The sequence below is a fragment of the Streptomyces sp. NBC_00203 genome (assembly GCF_045206325.1).
GTDB classification, from domain to species: domain Bacteria; phylum Actinomycetota; class Actinomycetes; order Streptomycetales; family Streptomycetaceae; genus Streptomyces; species Streptomyces lutosisoli.
Genome location: NZ_CP108126.1, coordinates 8,321,335 through 8,339,467, shown reverse-complemented (window position 1 = coordinate 8,339,467; position 18,133 = coordinate 8,321,335). Strand labels below are relative to the sequence as shown.

The 18,133-nt window shown below is 67.8% G+C and carries 14 protein-coding genes; 5 read left to right on the top strand and 9 right to left on the bottom strand.

All coding sequences use genetic code 11. The features are described from left to right. Positions 1-10 precede the first annotated feature (10 nt). From OG975_RS37085 to OG975_RS37065, 5 genes are all read right to left on the bottom strand, one after another. Positions 11-3,364, bottom strand: coding sequence for an alginate lyase family protein (locus OG975_RS37085; protein WP_406333809.1), 3,354 nt, complete (start codon positions 3,362-3,364; stop codon positions 11-13). Next, positions 3,361-4,914, bottom strand: a complete 1,554-nt coding sequence (locus tag OG975_RS37080) for a glycosyl hydrolase family 28 protein (RefSeq protein ID WP_406333808.1) — start codon at positions 4,912-4,914, stop codon at positions 3,361-3,363. Before OG975_RS37080 ends, OG975_RS37085 begins: the two co-directional genes overlap by 4 nt. Before the next feature lie 88 nt (positions 4,915-5,002). Next, positions 5,003-5,866, bottom strand: a complete 864-nt coding sequence (locus OG975_RS37075; protein WP_406333806.1) for a carbohydrate ABC transporter permease — start codon at positions 5,864-5,866, stop codon at positions 5,003-5,005. Then, positions 5,863-6,864: a carbohydrate ABC transporter permease gene (locus OG975_RS37070; RefSeq protein WP_406333805.1), complete on the bottom strand. Its 1,002-nt coding sequence runs from the start codon at positions 6,862-6,864 to the stop codon at positions 5,863-5,865. Before OG975_RS37070 ends, OG975_RS37075 begins: the two co-directional genes overlap by 4 nt. After that, complete coding sequence (locus tag OG975_RS37065) at positions 6,861-8,219, bottom strand: extracellular solute-binding protein (RefSeq protein WP_406333803.1); 1,359 nt, start codon at positions 8,217-8,219, stop codon at positions 6,861-6,863. Before OG975_RS37065 ends, OG975_RS37070 begins: the two co-directional genes overlap by 4 nt. A gap of 229 nt (positions 8,220-8,448) precedes the next feature. On the opposite strand from OG975_RS37065, the gene OG975_RS37060 reads away from it, so the two are divergent. The 3 genes from OG975_RS37060 to dgoD all read left to right on the top strand — a co-directional run bounded on the left by OG975_RS37060 (position 8,449) and on the right by dgoD (position 11,971). After that, positions 8,449-9,789, top strand: coding sequence for an ROK family transcriptional regulator (locus tag OG975_RS37060; RefSeq protein ID WP_406333802.1), 1,341 nt, complete (start codon positions 8,449-8,451; stop codon positions 9,787-9,789). A 164-nt stretch (positions 9,790-9,953) separates the two neighbouring features. Further along, positions 9,954-10,709 (top strand): SDR family NAD(P)-dependent oxidoreductase, encoded by a 756-nt coding sequence (locus OG975_RS37055; RefSeq protein ID WP_406333800.1) that lies wholly within the window; start codon positions 9,954-9,956, stop codon positions 10,707-10,709. Positions 10,710-10,831: 122 nt separating this feature from the next. Then, positions 10,832-11,971 (top strand): galactonate dehydratase, encoded by a 1,140-nt coding sequence (dgoD, locus tag OG975_RS37050; protein WP_406333799.1) that lies wholly within the window; start codon positions 10,832-10,834, stop codon positions 11,969-11,971. Between the two features lie 91 nt (positions 11,972-12,062). On the opposite strand, the gene OG975_RS37045 is transcribed toward dgoD, so the two are convergent. Then, positions 12,063-12,392, bottom strand: coding sequence for a hypothetical protein (locus OG975_RS37045; RefSeq protein WP_406333798.1), 330 nt, complete (start codon positions 12,390-12,392; stop codon positions 12,063-12,065). 291 nt (positions 12,393-12,683) lie between these two features. On the opposite strand from OG975_RS37045, the gene OG975_RS37040 reads away from it, so the two are divergent. Then, the gene (locus OG975_RS37040; RefSeq protein WP_406333797.1) at positions 12,684-13,394 is read left to right on the top strand and encodes a hypothetical protein; all 711 of its coding nucleotides are present in this window, start codon (positions 12,684-12,686) and stop codon (positions 13,392-13,394) included. Here OG975_RS37040 and OG975_RS37035 read toward each other — a convergent pair whose 3' ends face one another. Then, positions 13,395-13,679 (bottom strand): hypothetical protein, encoded by a 285-nt coding sequence (locus OG975_RS37035; protein ID WP_406333796.1) that lies wholly within the window; start codon positions 13,677-13,679, stop codon positions 13,395-13,397. It abuts the gene before it with no gap. 614 nt (positions 13,680-14,293) lie between these two features. On the opposite strand from OG975_RS37035, the gene OG975_RS37030 reads away from it, so the two are divergent. Further along, on the top strand, positions 14,294-14,725 hold the full coding sequence (locus OG975_RS37030; protein ID WP_406333795.1) for a hypothetical protein: 432 nt from the start codon (positions 14,294-14,296) through the stop codon (positions 14,723-14,725). Positions 14,726-16,193: 1,468 nt separating this feature from the next. Here OG975_RS37030 and OG975_RS37025 read toward each other — a convergent pair. Both OG975_RS37025 and OG975_RS37020 read right to left on the bottom strand, forming a co-directional pair. Beyond that, the gene (locus OG975_RS37025; protein WP_406333794.1) at positions 16,194-16,985 is read right to left on the bottom strand and encodes a hypothetical protein; all 792 of its coding nucleotides are present in this window, start codon (positions 16,983-16,985) and stop codon (positions 16,194-16,196) included. Beyond that, entirely contained in the window at positions 16,982-18,016 is a 1,035-nt protein-coding gene (locus tag OG975_RS37020) for a DUF1152 domain-containing protein (protein WP_406336635.1), read from the bottom strand. Before OG975_RS37020 ends, OG975_RS37025 begins: the two co-directional genes overlap by 4 nt. Between the last annotated feature and the right edge of the window lie 117 nt (positions 18,017-18,133).

The following is an 18,133-nucleotide window of genomic DNA, read 5'->3' as shown; positions in this document are numbered from 1 at the left end:
CCCGCGGCCGCTAGGTGGGGGTGATGCTCACCTCTTCGAAGTGCGAGGTGCTGTGGGCCAGGGGGTCTCGGGAGCAGACCACCAGACCCACGTAATAGGGGGCGTCACCGAAGCCGGGGATCTCGCCCGCGGCGATGGAGGTCCAGGTGGCGCCGTCATCGGTGGACACGGCGGCGGCGAATGCGGTCCCGGTCCGTGTCAGCCGCAGCAGGCAGGGCACGCCGATGGTTCCCGCCGCCCCGGTGAAGGCGGAGGCGCCCGCGACCGTCTTGCGGAGCATGAGCTGCGGCGTCCCGGCCGCGCTCGTCCCGCCACTGGTCACGATCACCCCGGCCGCCTGGTCGAACGGCGACAGGGACTTGGTCATCAGCAGCCCCACCCGGTCGGCCGTCACCGCGCCCGCACGGGACACGAGCCGGGCGGTGATCGCGCAGTCGCCGCTCATCGGGCGACGTACGAACTGCCCTGTCATCCCTTGGCCGTTGACATTCAGATCGGTTCCGGAACCGCGCACGACGAAGGCTGTGCCGTCGCTGCTGGTGATCCCGGGGGTCCGGACGAACACCACGCCGTACGTCCCCAACTCCCGCTCGTCGACCACGACATCACCGAGATCGCCGTACGACCATGGAGTGGGCGGAGGTGTGCCGACGGTGAGGGCGAGGTCGGAGACAGCGGTACCGGAGGCGTTCGAGGCGGCGGTCGTCACCGTGAACTCGCCTGATTCCAGCGGGATTCCGGAGACGAGTCCGGTACGCCGGTCGACGCGCAGCCCTCGCGGCAGGCCCGCGGCGGAGAAGCGCACCGGCTCGTGCGAGGCCCTGATCAGATGCCGGAAGGGGACACCTTGGTTGGCGAACGCGGTCGCGGAGGAGAGCATCCCCGGCACCGAGGGCGTCGGCATCACCGCATTGACGCTCGCCGAACGCGGGCCGCACCCCGTCGTGTTGGTCTTCACGACCTTGTAGTGGTACGTCCGTCCGGGCGTCCCGGTCGCGTCGACGTACCGCGTCCGCGTGCCGAACCCGACGGGCCCCACGCCGGTGGCGATCTTCCCGTAGGCCCCGTCGGGGCTGTCGGCTCGCAGCACCGAGTACCTGGACGACAGGTCCGGGTCGGTCCAGGTCAGCTCGATGGCGTCGGCCGTCGCAGCCGCCCGCGGGTCGGTGACGGTGCGGGCGGGGCGCGGGACGGACCAGACCTCTCCGGACGAGGACGTCACGCTGACGTTGTCGAAGGCGCCGGTGCCGGTCTCGGCGTACGAGGCGTCGACGCCCAGGCAGGAGGTGAGCACGAGACCCGCATACGCGGTGCGCCCCAACTCGACGTCGGTGGAGCCGACTTCGGTCCACTCGACGCCGTCCGGGGAGATGGATCCGGTGCAGCGGCTGCCCCGGCGCTCGACGCGCACCCAGTAGGGCTTCCGGAGCCGGTAGCCGTCGCCCGCCCCTTCCACGTAGGGCGCGGTCAAGGGTGTCGCCGACTCGGGAAGGGTGCCGAGGGCGGAGATCGGGAAGGAGGCGCCGGTGGTGATCGCCTGCCGCTGGGACGGCGGGACGGGGGTGCTGCCGGCGCCGGTGGTCTGCCCGCCCCCTGATGTCCGGGTGGTCCATACCCCGCTCCAGGTGTGCAGCGGCAGCCCCTGGATCAGCATCGAGGCGTGCGCCGCGTCCGCCGCCAGGGAGCCGCGGACGCTCACGCCCACCTTGGAGTACTGCGAGCTGAGCGGATGCACGACCCGTGCCGTGATCACGCCGTCCCCGCGCAGCGGCAGCCGCACGAAACGGAACGCGTCGGTCGTGCCGCCGATGTCCGCCCCGCCCGCTTCGAGAACGAACCGCTCACCGTCGAAGACGGCGGCACCCACGCGCCGCACCTCGCCCACGTCGTCGGAGTCCCAGGGGCCCGGCAGCCCGGCCGTGGCGGTGATCGCACCCGAACTGCCGCTCTCACCAAGGGCGTTCGCCGCGGAGACCGTGTAGTGGTACGTCCGCCCCGCACGCACCGAGCGATCCGTGTACGTCGCTGACTCCACCCCGGCCGCGAGGCTCTCGTACGGGCCTTCGGGGTCGGTGGACCGCCGTACCGTGTACGTGCTCGCCCAGGCCGAGGGCAGCCAGGACACCGTGACAGCGTTGTCGTCGCCGGTGGCGAAGAGGCCGGCGGGTGCCGTCGGTGTCGTGGGGAAAGCCTGGGCCCCGGCGTACGTCAGCGTGCCCCAGGACGGCAGGTCGTCGTTGCTGCCCTCCACCACGCGGGTCCCGCCGGAGCCCCGGAAGAGCACCTGCCGGGTGTACGGGGCGTCGAGGCCACGTACACCGGCGTAGTGCGCGTAGGCCATCTCGTAGATCGGGGGCAGGTTGCCGCGGGAGACGGCGGAGACGGTGGTCTTGATGTACTTGCCCGTCCGGTCCAGGTCCGGGGTGAAGGGCACGTCGCCGCCGAGGTTGTAGCGGGCCGCGTACTCGACGTTCGCGAGAATCCGGTGGTCGAGGTGGCCGTAGAGGTCGACGCCCTGATTCCAGGCGACCTGGGCGGAGTCGGCGAGCAGACCGACGGCGAGCTGTTCGTGGCCCTGGTCGCGACCGCTCTCCTGGCCCTGGCCCGCGTCGGTGACGATGCGGTGGGGCACGCTGCCGTCGCCCGCGCCGGCAGCCGCGAACCGCAGGGCGTCCTCGAAGAGGGTGCGGTTCTCGCAGAACACACCGATGGCCAGAATGGTTTGAATGGCCGTCAGGTCCCAGTTGCCGTTGGCGTAGAGCATGTAGCCGGAGACGGACGGATACCAGACGCGCAGGAAGGAGTCCTCGCAGCGCGCGATGTCCGTGTCCGCCCAGCCGTCGTAGCCGCTGTGCCGCAGCAGTTCGGCCGCGTTGACGAACTTGAACGCCTGGAGCCCGGCGCCGAGTTGGCCGTCCGCGCCGGTGATAGCCGTCAGCGAGGCCGACCAGGCGTTGAGGATGTCGCGCGCCTTGTCCGCGTGGGCGCGCTCGCCCGTGACGCACCACATGAGGGCGTTCTGGTAGGCGGCGGCCGAGTCGGCGACGGCCTGGTTCATGAAGTTGGAGGGGCCGCGTCCCCAGGACGTGATCTGGCCGGTGTTCTGGACGGTGTACGTGGCCGAGGAGCGCGCGTGGGCCGCGAGCGCCAAGTAGCCCTCGTATACGGGCGATTGTCTGTCGGCGACCGCGGCCTTCATCCGGGCGAGGTCATCAGCGCTGTGCAGCAGTCCGGGGTGGGCGAAACCGCTGTCGGTGGCTGCCGCCCGTGCCGTGCCGGGCACGAGCAGGGTGCTCGCGCCCGACGCCAGCAGCAGGGCGGCGCTCCCGCCGAGGAAGCCGCGGCGGCTGGGTCCGTGGGTCATGACGCGGCGGCCTCGGCGGTGGTGAGGAACTTGAGGCCCGTGACGTGCTCGTTGTAGAACCACTGCACGGAGTCGGTGGTGTAGTACCAGGTCGGCTTCTTCATCGAGTCGGCGACGACCAGGCCGTTGATCACCAGGTTCTCGAAGGTGACGTTCTTGATGGCGTGGTCGGCGTCGTAGCCGAGGAACAGCGACGGGTTGGCGTGGGTGCCCGTGTAGCTGAGGTTCTTGACGTAGACGTCCTCGATGCCGCGGCCGACCGAGGTGTTGTATTTCGTGTTGTACATGATCCGCATGTGGATGACCTGGCCCCAGCGGAAGTCCTCGATACGGACGTCCTCGATACGTACGTTCTTGATCAGGTTGGAGTCGCCCGGGTTGAGGGCGATGCAGCCCTGGTAGCCCATCTGCGGTTCGCGGTGGTCGAGGATGTCGACGTTCTTGATGACCAGGTTCTCGATGGTCTCGGGGGCGTCGGTGTTGCCGTGCGTGCCGATATTGACGGGGTGGGCGACGTCGGCCCACAGGGTGCAGTTCTGGATGGTGATGTCGCGCGTGTCGCCGTAGTAGTTCCAGCGGTGGGCGTAGATCGCGAAGCAGTCGTCGGAGTTGCGCATGAAGCAGCCGTCGAAGACGATCCCGGACGAGGAGAAGACGTCGAAGCCGTCGCCGTTGCCCTTCGAGCTGAACGAACGCGCCTTCTTGACGTGGACGTTCTCGCTCTCCCCGAAGATGCCCGCGTAGCCGCTCGGGTTCATGATGATGACGTCCTCGACGCGGATGTTCTTGCTGCCTTCGCAGAGGATGGCGCCGCCGGGGTTGGCGTAGAGCATGCCGTGTCCTATGAGGGAGGCCTTCTCCACGTCCTTGAAAAACACCTGGGCGGTCAGGACCGCGCCGCCGGCGAGGTACACGGTCTTGCCGCTGGGGACGGTGAGGACGTTGCCGGTGACGGTGTGCACGCCGGGGCCGAAGTAGATGACGTCCGGGTCGTCCTCGGCGGGCGGGTGGTGTTCGACGCGGTTGCTGATCACATGCAGGCAGTCGAAGATCTCGTCGTTGATCTGGACGACGACGTCGCGCGGCTGGTCGAGGGTGAAGCGGAGGGTGTCGCCGAGCAGTTCGGGGGCGATGCCGAGGGCGTCGGGTCTCACCCGGGCCTTGGTGGTGCCGCCCTTGAGGTAGGTGATCTCGATCTCGGCCGAGCCACAGAAGTCGAAGTACACCATCGAGGCGCTGTAGACCTTGCCGGAGCCGGTGTTCGGGTTGATCTCCTCCAGCTGCGGACGCCAGATGTCGAGGGTCTGCCACTCACCGTCGGGGGCGACCCGGACCCGCACCTTGAAGCTGGTGTTGGTCGCCATGGTGGACGGGCGCGGGTAAGTGACCAGCTTCGGCGCGGCGTTGTCGTCGTCCGCCCGGGCCGCTGTGGCCGTCAGGCCGGACAGTCCGGCGGCGAGCACGGTGGCGCCCGCCGCCTGGAGGGCGGTGCGGCGTGACAGGGACGGGGACTGGGACGCGGACGGGGACGGGGACGGGGACGGGGTCATGTTCGACTCCTTGCGGGTGCGGAACGGAACGGATGGGAGCGCCGGACAAGAGATACGGACGAGAGATACGGACGGGAGATGCGGACGGTCACTTGAGTCCGGAGGTGGACATCCCGGCGACGAAACCGCGCTGGGCCACGAGGAAGATCAGCAGGATGGGGACGACGTACATCACGGAGGCCGCGGCCTGGAGGTTGGTGACCGGCGTTCCGGCGGACGTGACGTAGGTGGACATGACGGCGACGGCGAGCGTGGACTTGTCCGTGGACAGCAGCAACTGCGGGGCGATGTAGTCCCCCCAGGTCCAGGTGAAGGCGATCACGAAGCTCGCGGAGAGGACCGGCCAGGACTGCGGCAGGAAGATCCGCCAGAAGATCCCGGCGTATCCGCAGCCGTCGATGATCGCGGCCTCCTCCAGCTCGCGGGGCAGGCCGGCGAAGAACTGCCGGAAGAGGAAGACCAGATACGGAGCGGCGCCGAGGCCCCACAGCACCCACGGCCAGTAGGTGTCGACCATGCCGAGCTTCGCGAAGATCAGGTAGGTCGGGAGCAGGGTGATCATCTGCGGCAGCATCATCGAGCCGATGAGGATGCCGAACAGCGTCTTCTTGCCGGGCGCCTCCAGACGGGCGAACCCGAAGCCGACCCAGGCCGAGCTGAGGGTGACCAGGGTGGCGTAGATGAGCGCGATGATCAGGGAGTTGCGGGCGTAGCCGAGGAAGTCGACGAGGTTGAAGGCGTCCGCGAAGTTGTGCCACTGGATGTGGTCGGGAAGCCAGTGCACGGGCGAGGCGGCCAGTTCGGCCGGGGTCTTCAGGCCGGTGAGGACCAGCCAGCCGAACGGGCCGAGGAACAGACCGGTGATCGCGACGAGGACCGTGTAGAGAACGAGGCGGTTCGCGCGTATCCGTACGCGGGGTGCGGAGTCGCTGGGCGGGCTGGTGGCGGTCACTTCTTCGCCTCCGGGTCGACGTTGTAGAACACCACGCCGGACGTGAGTCTGAAGATGAGTCCGGTCGCGAGGAGGATCAGGACGAAGAGCACCCACAGCAGCGCGGAGGCGTAGCCGTAACGGCCGAACGCGAAGTACTCCACGAAGACGTGCATCATGTACTGGTAGTTGGACTGCGGGATCGCGGTGACGCCGGCCACGCTGCCGTCGGGCGACAGCAGCAGCGGCATGATGGTCTGCACCGAGGCGATCACGCCGGTCACGGTCTGGAAGAGCAGCACCGGCGAGAGCAGCGGCACGGTGATACTGCGAAAGCTCCGCCAGGCGCTCGCACCGTCGATACGGGCCGCCTCGTGGAGTTCACGGGGGACGTCCTGGAGCCCGGCCAGCGAGATGATCATGATGTTTCCGGCGCTCCACAGCACCGTCATCACGAGTACGTAGCGGGCATAGGGGTCGGCGAGCCAGCCGAGGGCGTCGATGCCGAAGAGGCTCAGGACACCGTTGGCCGCACCGGAGTTCTGGTCGAAGAGCTGCTTGAAGGCGATGCCCGCGCCCACCGGCGGCACCACGGCCGGCAGGTAGAGCAGGGTACGGAACAGGCCGCGCGCCTTGAGGGGCCGGTTGACCAGAACGGCGAGCCCGAGCCCGGCGACGATCGACAGCGGCACCGAAGTCACCGCGAACAGGCCCGTCCTGCCGAGGGCGTCCCAGGTCTGCGAGTCCGCGAACAGCTCACGGTAATTGCCGAGGCCGACATAGCTCCAGTGGGGCGAGATGCCGTCGAACGTGGTGAAGCTCAGCCACAGCGCGTACGCCATGGGAGCGATGGTCAGCAGCAGAAACCCGATGATCCAGGGCGAGGTGAACAGGTAGAACGCCCGGTGCCTGCGCGTGGTCATGGACGTCCGGGGCCGGCGGTCCGCGCCCCCCGCCCGGTCGGCGTACTCGGTCGTACCGGGCCGGTCCACGACGGTGGAGATCTGATCGGCCGTCATCCCACTTGCTCCTTCCCGCGCTTCAGCTGCTCGTTCATGACCGAGTTCAGGCGTCCGGCGAGGGTGTCGACGGACATCTCGCCCTTCATCGCGGCCGGGGCGATCTGGTTGAAGAGGGCGAAGAGCGAATCCACCGAGGCGTAGGGGGTGAAGGCGATCACCGAGAAGTGCTTCAGCTCGGCGTTCTGCACCTTCAACACCCGCTTCTGGTAGTCCTCCTGGGCCGGCATCAGCGAACGCAGGGACTTCAGGGTGGGAATGCCCCAGCCGGCTGAGGCGCGCGCCCTGGCCGGTGCCTCGCCGAAGAACCACTCGAAGACCCGCCAGGCGGCGTCCTTGTTGTGGGCCTTCCTCGGCATCCACAGACCGGTGCCTGCCTGGCAGGGGCTGACCCGCCGGCCGCCTTCGAAGACCGGGGCGGGGGCGAGACGGGACACCGGCGCCAGCTTCTTGTCGGTGTTGATCATGCCGCCGAGCCAGTAGCCCGAGTTCGACATGGCCAGCCGGTTCGCCAAGTACGTGGGACCGTCCCAGGTGTTGGGGTCCGGCTGGATGATGCTGGGCCCGACCCTGGTCCGGCAGTAGTCGATGTACCAGCCCAGCGCCTTGCGGGCCTCGGGGGTGGTGAAGTCGACCCGGGAGAAGTCGTCGCTGAAGAGACTTCCTCCGGCGGCCACCGTCAGACTGGCCAGGAGATTGGGCGTGAGTACGCCGTTGTAGCTGCCGCCGAAGACGGTCGTCTGGCCGTTCTTGCGCTGGGTGAGCCGCTTGGCCTTGTCCAGCCACTCCTCGTACGTGACCGGGTCGGTCTCCGGCGGATGGCCGACACCCGCCTCGTCGAAGAGTCCGGTGTTGTACCAGAACATGGAGTCCTGGGAGAAGTCCTTCGCCATGCCGTAGCGAGGGCCCTTGCCCTGGGTCCTTCCGTCGTAGCGCCACAGGTCGTTGACCGGGTCCAGGTCGTCGAGCCTGAGGACGCCGCTTCCGGCGAAGTACGGGTCCAGGTCCTCCATCACGTCGCGCGCCGCGAAGTACGGCGCGTCCACGGCGCCGACACCGCGCACCAGATCGGGCGGATTGCCGTTGGTCATCATGGCGACCAGCTTGGTGATGCTGTACGGCACCGTGACGATCTTGACCCCGAGGTCTTTCCGCGCCTGCGTGACCAGCTCCGGGGTGATGTCACCGGGCTTGGCCATCACGGTGACGGTCTCGCCCGAGCCACCGACCCCAGTGGACACCTGGAGTGCGCAACCGCTCAGCGCTGCCGCACCGGTCGCGGCACCGGCTGCCGAGAGGGCGAGAAATCGGCGGCGGCTCAGGGGAGCACCTGGAGCACCAGCACGTGAGGGCATGAACGCACCACCTCCTGCTTCGGACTGTTCGGGCGACTGTCGGGCCGTTCGGGCGACTGTCGGAATGTTCGGGCGACTGTTGGGGATCGCGGCCAGAGATCGGCCTGCCGGCCACAACTCGGCCGACGTAGAAACCGGTTGTTGTCCAATGGGGCAGAGCTTCTTCCTGTCCGGAAACTGCGTCAAGAGTCTTGACGGACTTTCGAAAAGACTGGGTAACCTCTGCGTCATGAGCCACCAGCCCGGAGGGTCGCTGCGCAGCCTGCGGCGGTCGAACCAGGAACAGCTTCTCGCCCTCCTGTTGGCCCAAGGCCCCCTGCACCGCGCAGAGTTGGCACGTCAGGCGGGTGTGTCGCGGACCACCGTGTCGACCATCGTCAGCGAGCTGATGGCGCGCGGTCTGCTGGCCGAGTCCGAGGAGGAACGGGACGGCGATCTCGACGGCCGTGCGGGAAACCGGTTGTCGGTCAACCCGCGGGCGGCTGTCGTGGCCGGGATGAACCACACCTTCGACGGCGTGTGGGTACACCTCAGCGACCTGGCCGCACGGGAGATCGCGAGCGAGGGCGCGACGCTGGACCCGGCCACCCCGGCCGCCGAACGCATCGCGGTCGGTGCGTCGCTCCTCCAACGGCTCCTCGACGCCGAGGAGTTGGACCGCGCCCAGGTCATCGGTGTCGGAGTGGGTGTCCCCGGTCCCATCCACCGCGACACCGGCGTCGTCGGGGTGTCCCTGCCCGGGCAGCCCTGGTCGCACGTGCACGCCGCCGAGGAGTTCGAGCGGGCTCTCGGACTGCCGGTCACCGTGGAGAACAACACCCGGCTCGAAGGTGTCGCGGAGGCCCGCTGGGGCGCCGGGCGCGGAGCGGCGAATCTGCTCTACTTCGGCCTGTCCAGCGGCATCGGCTCCGGGCTGATCCTCGACGGACGGCTGTATCGCGGGGCGGTCGGCGCGGCGGGAGAGCTGGGCCATGTGTCGGTGGCGGTCGACGGGCCGTGGTGCCCGTGCGGGAATCGGGGGTGCCTGGTGTTGTATGCGGGGATTCCGGCGGTGGTGGGGGCGTTGCGGGCGGTGTTCGGCGTCGGCGACGGTTCTGGCCGGGGCGTGGGCTCTGGCTCCGGTCCGACCGTCGGGTCCGGGTCCGGGTCCGGGTCCGGGTCCGGGTCCGGCGAGGGGGTGGGCCTGGAGGCGGGCTTGGAGGTGGGCCTGGAGGAGATGCTGGCCCGCACGGCGGCCGGGGACCCTGCGGGCGAGAAGGTGTTCGCCGATGTAGGCACGGTGGTCGGCCAGGTGCTCGCCAACCTCTGCAATCTGCTCAACCCCGAACGCATTGTCGTAGGCGGGGAGTTGTCCCGGGCAGGCGAGGTGCTGCTGGCCCCGATGCGCGAGGCGATACGGGGGCGTGCGCTGTCCCTCGTCCGTGAAGTGGACGTCGTACCGGCCAGGTTGGGGCTCGGGGCGCGGGTCGGGGCGCTGGGCGGGGCGGCGCTGGTGCTCAGCGAGACGCCGGATTTGGCGGCGGCGCTCAATCGGATGACGGGGACGTCGAGTAACAGGCGGACGGTATGACGGACTCGGGCCGCCGCGCATCGCGGTCGGGGCACTGGGCGGACTCGGCGGAGTCATCGCACTCGGCGGATTCGGCAGAGTCGCCGCGCTCACCGCACTCGACGTACTCACTGTCCTCGACGGACCCGGCCCTCTCGACGGACTCAGCCCTCTCAGCGACCTCGATGGCCTCAGCAACCTCGACGACCTCGACGCGTTTCAAGGGCAAGGTCGCGGTGGTCACCGGCGGTGGCAGCGGCATCGGTGCGGCCTGTGCGTGGCGGCTCGCGGGCGAGGGCGCCGCCGTGGTCGTCGCGGACATCGACGCCAAGGCGGGCGAGCGGGTCGCCGCCGAGCTGGTGTCCTCCGGACGCGACGCCCGGCATGTGGAGTGCGACGTGGCGGTCGCGGACGACTGGCGCCGCCTCGCGGAGCAGCTGCCGCGGGTCGACATCCTCGTCTCCAACGCCTATGCGCTGACCGTCGGCCCCGCGCACGAACTGCCCGAACACGACTGGGACCGGATCGTCGACGTCTGCCTGAAGGCCACCTACCTCGGCCTGCGCGCCTTGCACAAGCCGCTCCTCGCCGCCCGCGGCAACGTCGTCGCCGTCTCCTCCGTGCACGCGCGCATCGGCTCGCCCGGCTTCTCGGCGTACGCCGCCGCCAAGGGCGGACTCGAGTCGCTGGTACGGCAGTTGGCCGTCGAGTACGGACCGGCGCTGCGCGTCAACGCGGTCGTCCCGGGCCCCATCGCCACACCCCAGTGGAACCGGACGCCGGACCAGGACATGCGCGCCGAAGCCGCGCGCACGGTACTCGACCGGTTCGGCCGGGCCGAGGAGGTGGCCGCCGCCGTAGCCTTCCTCGCCTCACCGGAGGCCGGATTCATCACTGGGGCCGCGCTGCCGGTCGACGGAGGCTGGAGTATCCGGCGCTAGGTCACCGAACGTACTGGCACCCAAAAAGAAACCGACCAGACCGAACAGACCACGAACCCCCAGAGACCCCAGAGACCCCAACGACCCAAGAGCCCCTTGAGGTCAGCCCCCAGAGAGGTCACATGAAGATCGTCAAGGTCGAGACGTTCCGCGTGCCGCCACGCTGGCTGTTCCTCCGGATCGCCACCGACGAGGGCATCGTGGGCTGGGGCGAGCCGATCGTCGAGGGCCGCGCGGAGACGGTCGCCGCGGCCGTGGCCGAGTTGTCGGACGTACTGCTCGGCGCCGACCCGGGTCCGATCGAGGACCACTGGCAGGTGCTGGCCAAGGGCGGCTTCTACCGGGGCGGCCCGGTGCTCTCCAGCGCACTGGCCGGCATCGACCAGGCTCTGTGGGACATCAAGGGCAAGGCACTGGGCGTACCCGTGTACGAGTTGCTGGGCGGCCCGGTGCGGGAAAGGGCCCGGGTCTACCGCTGGATCCACGGCGCGACCGCCCCCGAACTCGCCGAGGCCGGACTGTGCGCCGTCGAGCAGGGCTACGACGCCGTCAAGCTCAACCTCACCGACCGCCTGCGCCCCCTGGACACCCCGGCGACCCTGCGCCGGGCGGTGGACCGCCTGACCGCGCTCCGGGAGGCGGTCGGCTGGGAGGTGGACATGGCGATCGACTTCCACGGCCGCTTCTCGACAGCGACGGCCCGCCGCACGCTGCCCCTCCTCGAACCCCTGCAGCCCATGTTCGTCGAGGAACCAGTCCTGCCTGAATTCTCCCGCGACTTGACGGCACTCACCGCCACCACCCCCATCCCCCTGGCCACCGGCGAACGCCTGTACTCCCGCTGGGACTTCAGAGACGTACTCCCGACCGGCATCGCCGTGGCCCAACCCGACCTCTCCCACGCGGGCGGCATCTCCGAGGTCCGCCGTATCGCCACGATGGCCGAGGCGTACGACGTCGCCCTCGCCCCGCACTGCCCACTCGGCCCCATCGCCCTGGCCGCGAGTCTCCAAGTCGATTTCGCCACCCCGAACTTCCTCATCCAGGAACAGAGCCTCGACATCCACTCCCCCGCCCCCGCGTTCGGCCACCTGGCGGACCCTGCGACCTTCCGCTTCGCCGACGGCCAGGTCGAGCGCCCCACGGCCCCGGGCCTTGGCATCGAGATCGACGAGGAGGCGGTCCGCCGCGCCGCTACCGAGGGCCACCGCTGGCGCAACGAAATCTGGCGCCACCGGGACGGCTCCTTCGCCGAGTGGTGACCCGCCAACCACCTTCCACGGAGCTCGACTTGAACCTGACTGCCGCCGCTCTCGCCCCCGCACTGCGCGGCGGCACGCGCCCCCGGGATGCCTACCGGGCGTGCAGTCGGTACGCCCGCTCGATCTCGCCCAGATATTGCCCCAGGTGGAAGCGGACCTCCTCAATGACCCCGTGGTCGAGACCCGGATACATCAGCTCGCTCCACACGACCGTTTCACCACGCAGCCGCACACGAATGCGGAGCCCCGCAGAGCCGCCCAGGTCGGACTGCTCCTGACACGCCAGGCATACGCTGCGGGCGGCATCCGTCGGATAGAGAGGCCCCCCGGGCCGGAGAAGCTGCTCCGGACCCATACCCACGCCCCCGCTGTCGCTGCGCGAGATCAGGTCAAGGCCGTCGACAAAGAGATACGTATGCACGCCGGTGCACACGGGCGGCCCAGGGCACATGCCGATGTGCAACGTACTGAATGGACTGAATGGGCTGAATGAACCGCGGCTTCGGCGTTCGGGCGGCCCGTCCCGAAGCGCATGCGGGGACCTACGCGGCACGGCCCTTTCGTAGCATCATGCGTCGATCGTATGCGACCTCCACACCTCCGCACATGCACAGCCACCCACCGGGCCGTTACTCGACCGTCTCCCTTGACCACGGCGGGGTAGGCCACCATGGGGATCGCCTTTGTGTACAGGTCGAGGAAGAAGTGCCACATGACAGAAGCGGCAGGCCCCAGCGTGGAGGGCGCCCGCGAGTGGGCTGAGCGTCTGGGGTGGAGCTACGGGTTGATAGCGCCCGACCCTGTCGACCGAGGTGCGGCGCTGGCCCGTCTGGCCGCGGCCCGCGCAGAGGTCCAGGCAGCACGTGCCCGGTACAACGAAGCCTGGCTCCGGGCATCCAGGGCCGGCTCGGAAGACTGGCACCAGGAGCCGTCGGTCGTCGCGGCCCGCCGACTGTACGACGAGGCGGGAAGCCGTTGCCTACCGGAAGCCTTGTGGCACGCACCGCATCGCGATGACATCGGCGTATCGCCCCAGCTCCCCTTCGCCCTGCTCTTCCTGGAGTGGGAGGCGCGCTTCCCGCAGGAGTGGACACAGCACGCCAAGGCGTGGGGCACGAAGCAAGCACTCATCCGAGAGATGGCGCGCTGCGGCCACCGCGACGAAACGGTCAAGGCAAAGCTCCTCGATCTCGTCGAGGTCGTCGTCCAGCGGGCCTACCGTTGCAAGGACCGTGAGTACGTACGGGTGGCCCGGGCCATCGACGGCGACGACCTACGCACCAGACTCCACCGGGCTCACCACTCGGAGAACCCATGGGCACAACTCCACGCGGGCTACGTACTCTGGCTCCTCGACCGCCCCGATCTCCCCAACACGCGGCATGTCTGGCGGACTTGGCTCGCGGACCCCGGAAGTCGATGACTACAGACCACGGAGCGCCTCGTAGAGATCGCTGTAGGCGCTCCAGCAGATGACACTGCCGTCCTCGTTCAGACTGCCCATGTACCAGTCGTCGTCGTTGACGGGTTTCACCAGACACAGTCCATGAAACCCCAAGACGATCTCCGGGATGAGCCGTTCACCTTCCGCGCGCGGGCCCTGCCACGTCACCTCGCGATCGGTGTCGAGAGGTATGGCCTCCCGATCGCCGGACACGTTGCGGATCTCCTCAAGGGTCCACCCTGCGGGTAGTTGCTCTGCTGCCACCCAATGATGATGACAGCGGTCGGACCAGCTGAGTTGTGGTGCCCATGCGCTCTCAAAGCACCGCTTGAGGAGAGAGGCTGGGGCATTCCGCCGGTGACCTGCGGCTTCGCTGGGCGAGCTAGCGGGCATGCACGCGGCCGTTGGCCACCGCTGTTGACGGTGGTTGACCCTGTATCTGGCATCGTTGTGGCATGGGCCGGAGCCTGCGTTGTGCTGTGGCTGGCCTTCTGATCTCTAGGGTCAGAAAGCGTCCTCCCACCACCGATTCATGCGCCGGCCGCAGGTGTTCACGCCTTGCCATTGGATGATCAACTGGTCCAAGCACTGGACGATGAGACGCACCTCGCGCGCCGTCTTGAGGGTAAGCGCGCAGATCGCGGCCTCCAAGACGGCCCGCTCGTCAGCGGGTTCCGGGCAACACGCGGGTTGGCCGCAGCGGTCGGCGAAGAGTGGTCATCTGTAGCCGCCCGCCGGCACCCGCATTAAGTGTTCAGCTACCAGGGCCGACTCCCCTCTAGCGCGACTGAAATGCGCACCCTAAACTTGTGTCGGACAAGAACAAGAAACATGCATTCTCGAGCCCGCCGATGCGCACGAATTGACTGAGGTTCGCCATGCAATTTGCCGGAGTTGCCATTTCCATTCTTGCACTCGGAATCAGCGTCTTCTCACTTGCGGATCGAAAGAGGCTTGACAAACGAGACCTCACCCTCAAGCTGCACGAGACTCTCCTCTCTCCCGAATTGCAGGCCGGAAGACATATCCTTTTCAACCTCGACAAAGAGGTATCCGAACTCGACCGAGAAGAATACGGCAGAGCAAATCGAGCATTGGCCACCCTTGACGTCGCAGGCTTTTATTGCGCCAAGGGGTATGTCAACGAGAGGGACTTTCTTGAACTTTGGTCACCTTCTTTGGCCAAGCTCAAATACAAGGCGGCACCGTTTCTTGCGCATCGCGACGCGGCGAGGCCAGCCGACCTGCCCGCCTGGCCCTACTATAGGCAACTCGTTGATAAAGCCGAGAATTCTCTCAACTCCCGCTGATATGCGCTGCCCACTATATAAACAACGCATATGATCCGTAGTCGTGGAGGTCGGTGACGGTCATACCGGTCGCGCTGAGGCCCTGCAAGTGCATCGCCGACCCAGGGCGGTTGCTGTGGCTGCTGCACTTCGTAGATGTACGGGGAGGGCTAGCAGTCGAGGCAGCGGATCAGGTGCGGGCATACTCGCCCCCTGCAACAATGCCGCGATGTGACGCTGACCGTGGAGATTAGGCAAGGGAGCGGCGGTGGTCTTTCGTGGGGTGCTCGCACTGCTCGCGGGCAGCGTGACTATCGAAGGCAAGACCTATTGAATAGCCTTACAGCGAACGACAGCGCTAGCCAGCACACGAGCAGAAGACGGAAGCTGGAGGCTGGGGAAATGGCCAGTCTGTCGTCCTCGCTGGAACCAGTCTTCGAACTCTTGGCTCACCTGCTTGGGTGTCAGCAGCACAACCACAGCCATCGAGCGGGCCCTGCCCCCTTCCAAGGTGATCACCTCGAACCACCCAGCCACGTCGGGGGCCAGCTTCTCCTTCGGCCAAATCTCGGTGCCGTTCGGAACGCGGTGAACGATCCACACTTCATGGTCTTCAGGCAGGTCAAGGGCTCTGCCTTCGACCTTGATCTCACCATCGAAGGTGTCACCACCGATCGGGTTGGTGAGCCATGCTCGGTCCCCCTGCCCCGCTCTAGCGGCTTGAGCATCTCTTCTAACTCGCCATCGTCGCGGATAGGACCGCGCACGGGCCCAGGCGCGTTGTCCTTGACGGGTACACGCGGCAAAGAGGGACACCAAGACCGCGGTCAACGCACCACCCAGCGCCGTTAACAGTAGTGAGGTCATCTCTACAGGGCGCGCCCTGGTGGATTGTCGCCTGCTGCGCGCCTCCCCCCTCGCCGAGCAGATTAGGCTCCGGGCGGCTGCCCTCATAGCTACCGTGCGCTTCCGAGACGTTTGCGTGGTTCAGTGTTCGAAACGAAACTGCCCCACGCACCACCTCAACCCACCGCTTCCCCCAGCTCCCATCCCGTCCGCCGTCGACCCACACACCGTGGAGCGGGCTTGGTTCATGGCGTCCAGGTGGAGCGCGCCACTGTACGAACGGCCTGGACACCATGGGCCGCGTCTGCTCGGCTCTGCCTGGGTCGACGGCGGACGGGATGGGAGCTCCCCGCGCACGCCACTTGCGACCCGCGGCCTCGAACGGCGCCCCCTCCATCCGGGTGCCGGCCGAGACACCGCTGGAGGCTCGTTCTGACCGTGGCTTGCCCGTTTGGGTTTCTACCTCGGGGCCGCTACTCGCTTGCGGCCCCAGGGGTCAGGGCCGGGGCGCCGAAGGCGCAGAGGGCCAGAGCCCAAGGGGCCAGTCCGCCTTGATGAGGTAGAGAAGGTTGTAACTCGATGAGGTAGAGAAGGTTGTAACTCGCAGGCTAGCGGCCTTGGTTGATCACGGATGGACCCGCGATCAGAAGGGCGGATCTTCGCTGTATCCGTGCGCGTGGGCCTTGTCTGTGCGCCATAGTGATGGGCTGTCCGGCGACGGTGCCTGGTCGCCATCGCAGACTTCGAAGGGGTTCTGTTGCCCTTCGATCCCTGAAGAGTCCTCGCCCCATGCATCGAGCGTGTCCATTGCTCGTTCGCGGTACTGCCAGCGCGCACCGGTGCCCAGGACATTGCGGATGAGTGGAACCAGCGCGGATCGATGGTGGTGAAGTCGTGGGTCGTCCAGGAGCGGCATGCAGGCCGATACGGCGGCTTCACGGACGTGTAGGTCTGAGTCGCTCGTGTGCGCGTGGGCTGCACGAAAAAGGAGTGGACGGATCTCCTGGATTCCGAGTGCTGGGGGATAGTCGCGCAACGGGAACCCGTGCTTGCGGCTCAGGGCCGCTACCTCGTCGGTGACTTCGTGTGCAACCGAGTCCATCCAGTCGAGAAGGTGGGTGCGGAGGGGGTCGGGTAGTGGGCGACACTCGTTGTCGATCGTGCTTTCGGTGTGTGTGGCCGAGAGAATTGCGGCGACGTACAGCGCTGCTGGGACCGTTGCTGCGTACAACGTGTTCTGGTGGTGCAGGACGTGATCGAGATAGAGCAGGGACTTGGTCCGTGCGGCCTGGTCGGGTTCCAGCAGCGCGGCCAGCATCTCGGGGGCTTCAACGGCCGGTCCCAGAGCATGTTCCAGCGAGCCCCAGTCCGTCTGGGTGAGCAACGTACCGGGGGCCGGCAGATAAGAGCGTGCATGAGCAGCGGCATTGCTCACGCGATGCACCACAGCGGAGCGGCGTACTGCTCCGGCCGACTGCTCAGCAGCAGAGCCCTCAGGTCCTGGCGCTGCTTGCCGTTGAGGCCCAGCGCCTCAGTGATCCTGCGGAACGTCGTGTGCGTGATGCCGCGGTCGCGGGCCTTGGTCTCGAACTGGTCGAGTTGGCGGAGCGTGGATTCCGGGTCGAGCTTCTGTTCCGGCTGGCTGCCGAGCCAACTGGCCTTGTTTCGCTCGTAGTCGATCTCCGAGTATCCGCAGACCTGGCGGCTGTACTGCTCCGCCTCGGCAAGGGTCTCCGTCGCGAGGATGGCGCGTGCCAGCTCGTTGCGGTTGAAGGCGTCGTCCAGGTCCGCTTCGTGGACGCTGGGGCCTTCGTCGGTGAGGGGGACCGGTAGGCCCGCGTCTCTGACTTCGCAGAGGCCTCGGACTCCGCGGGCTGTGGCCGCCAGCATCGCTGTCGCCTCGGACGGGTGCCATTCCAGGATTGAGCTGATCGGTTCGACGTGATCGGCCGTGAGCGTCAGGGCTGCCGGGCCCATGCGGTCGGTCAGAACCTCGGCCGGGAGCTCTCCGTCAAGGCCGGGACCGGCTACCAGTAGCCGGACTGGCGCGTTGACCTGGCAGCATGCGGCCAGCGTGAGGGCGTCGCCCAGCGGACTGCGCAGCGTGGGCTCGTCACCCTTGGCGAGGATGTCGCCGCCCACGTCCAGAAGGTCGATGGACTCGGGGGTCAGGTGCTCGATGAGCTCTTCGAGTTGGCGGATAATGCCCTCGGCGCCGTGCAAGGGATCGATCAGGGCGAAGGTGTGGGGGAGCTCGGCTGCCAGCCGCGGGAGTGTCGAGCCTGCCGGGGCAACCGGCTTCGCGTCGGACGGGACAGTCCAGACGCTTCGCGTGAGGGGAAGTAGGCCCGTGAAGTTCGCCGGCCCTCGCGGTCCTGGCACTGGATCGATCAGGAGGCGGTCCCATGCGTACGTGAGGATCACCGCCGGACTGTCGCCGCCTCCGTAGAGGGCTGCGTCGAGCATTGCGGCGGCGACGGCGTCGCCGCCTCCTCCTGCTGCCACGATCAAGCGGGTCACCCTCATCAGCGTACGGGTTCCCCTGTTGGCCACTCATCCTATAGTGGCTACTGGTAATAGCCA

Excerpts from the sequence above, each read along its gene's own strand:
- OG975_RS37085 (WP_406333809.1), bottom strand. The coding sequence starts at position 3,364 with ATGACCCACGGACCCAGCCGCCGCGGCTTCCTCGGCGGGAGCGCCGCC.
- OG975_RS37080 (WP_406333808.1), bottom strand. The coding sequence starts at position 4,914 with ATGACCCCGTCCCCGTCCCCGTCCCCGTCCGCGTCCCAGTCCCCGTCC.
- OG975_RS37070 (WP_406333805.1), bottom strand. The coding sequence starts at position 6,864 with ATGACGGCCGATCAGATCTCCACCGTCGTGGACCGGCCCGGTACGACC.
- OG975_RS37065 (WP_406333803.1), bottom strand. The coding sequence starts at position 8,219 with ATGCCCTCACGTGCTGGTGCTCCAGGTGCTCCCCTGAGCCGCCGCCGA.
- OG975_RS37060 (WP_406333802.1), top strand. The coding sequence starts at position 8,449 with ATGAGCCACCAGCCCGGAGGGTCGCTGCGCAGCCTGCGGCGGTCGAAC.
- OG975_RS37055 (WP_406333800.1), top strand. The coding sequence starts at position 9,954 with ATGGCCTCAGCAACCTCGACGACCTCGACGCGTTTCAAGGGCAAGGTC.
- dgoD (WP_406333799.1), top strand. The coding sequence starts at position 10,832 with ATGAAGATCGTCAAGGTCGAGACGTTCCGCGTGCCGCCACGCTGGCTG.
- OG975_RS37040 (WP_406333797.1), top strand. The coding sequence starts at position 12,684 with ATGACAGAAGCGGCAGGCCCCAGCGTGGAGGGCGCCCGCGAGTGGGCT.
- OG975_RS37030 (WP_406333795.1), top strand. The coding sequence starts at position 14,294 with ATGCAATTTGCCGGAGTTGCCATTTCCATTCTTGCACTCGGAATCAGC.
- OG975_RS37020 (WP_406336635.1), bottom strand. The coding sequence starts at position 18,016 with ATGCTCGACGCAGCCCTCTACGGAGGCGGCGACAGTCCGGCGGTGATC.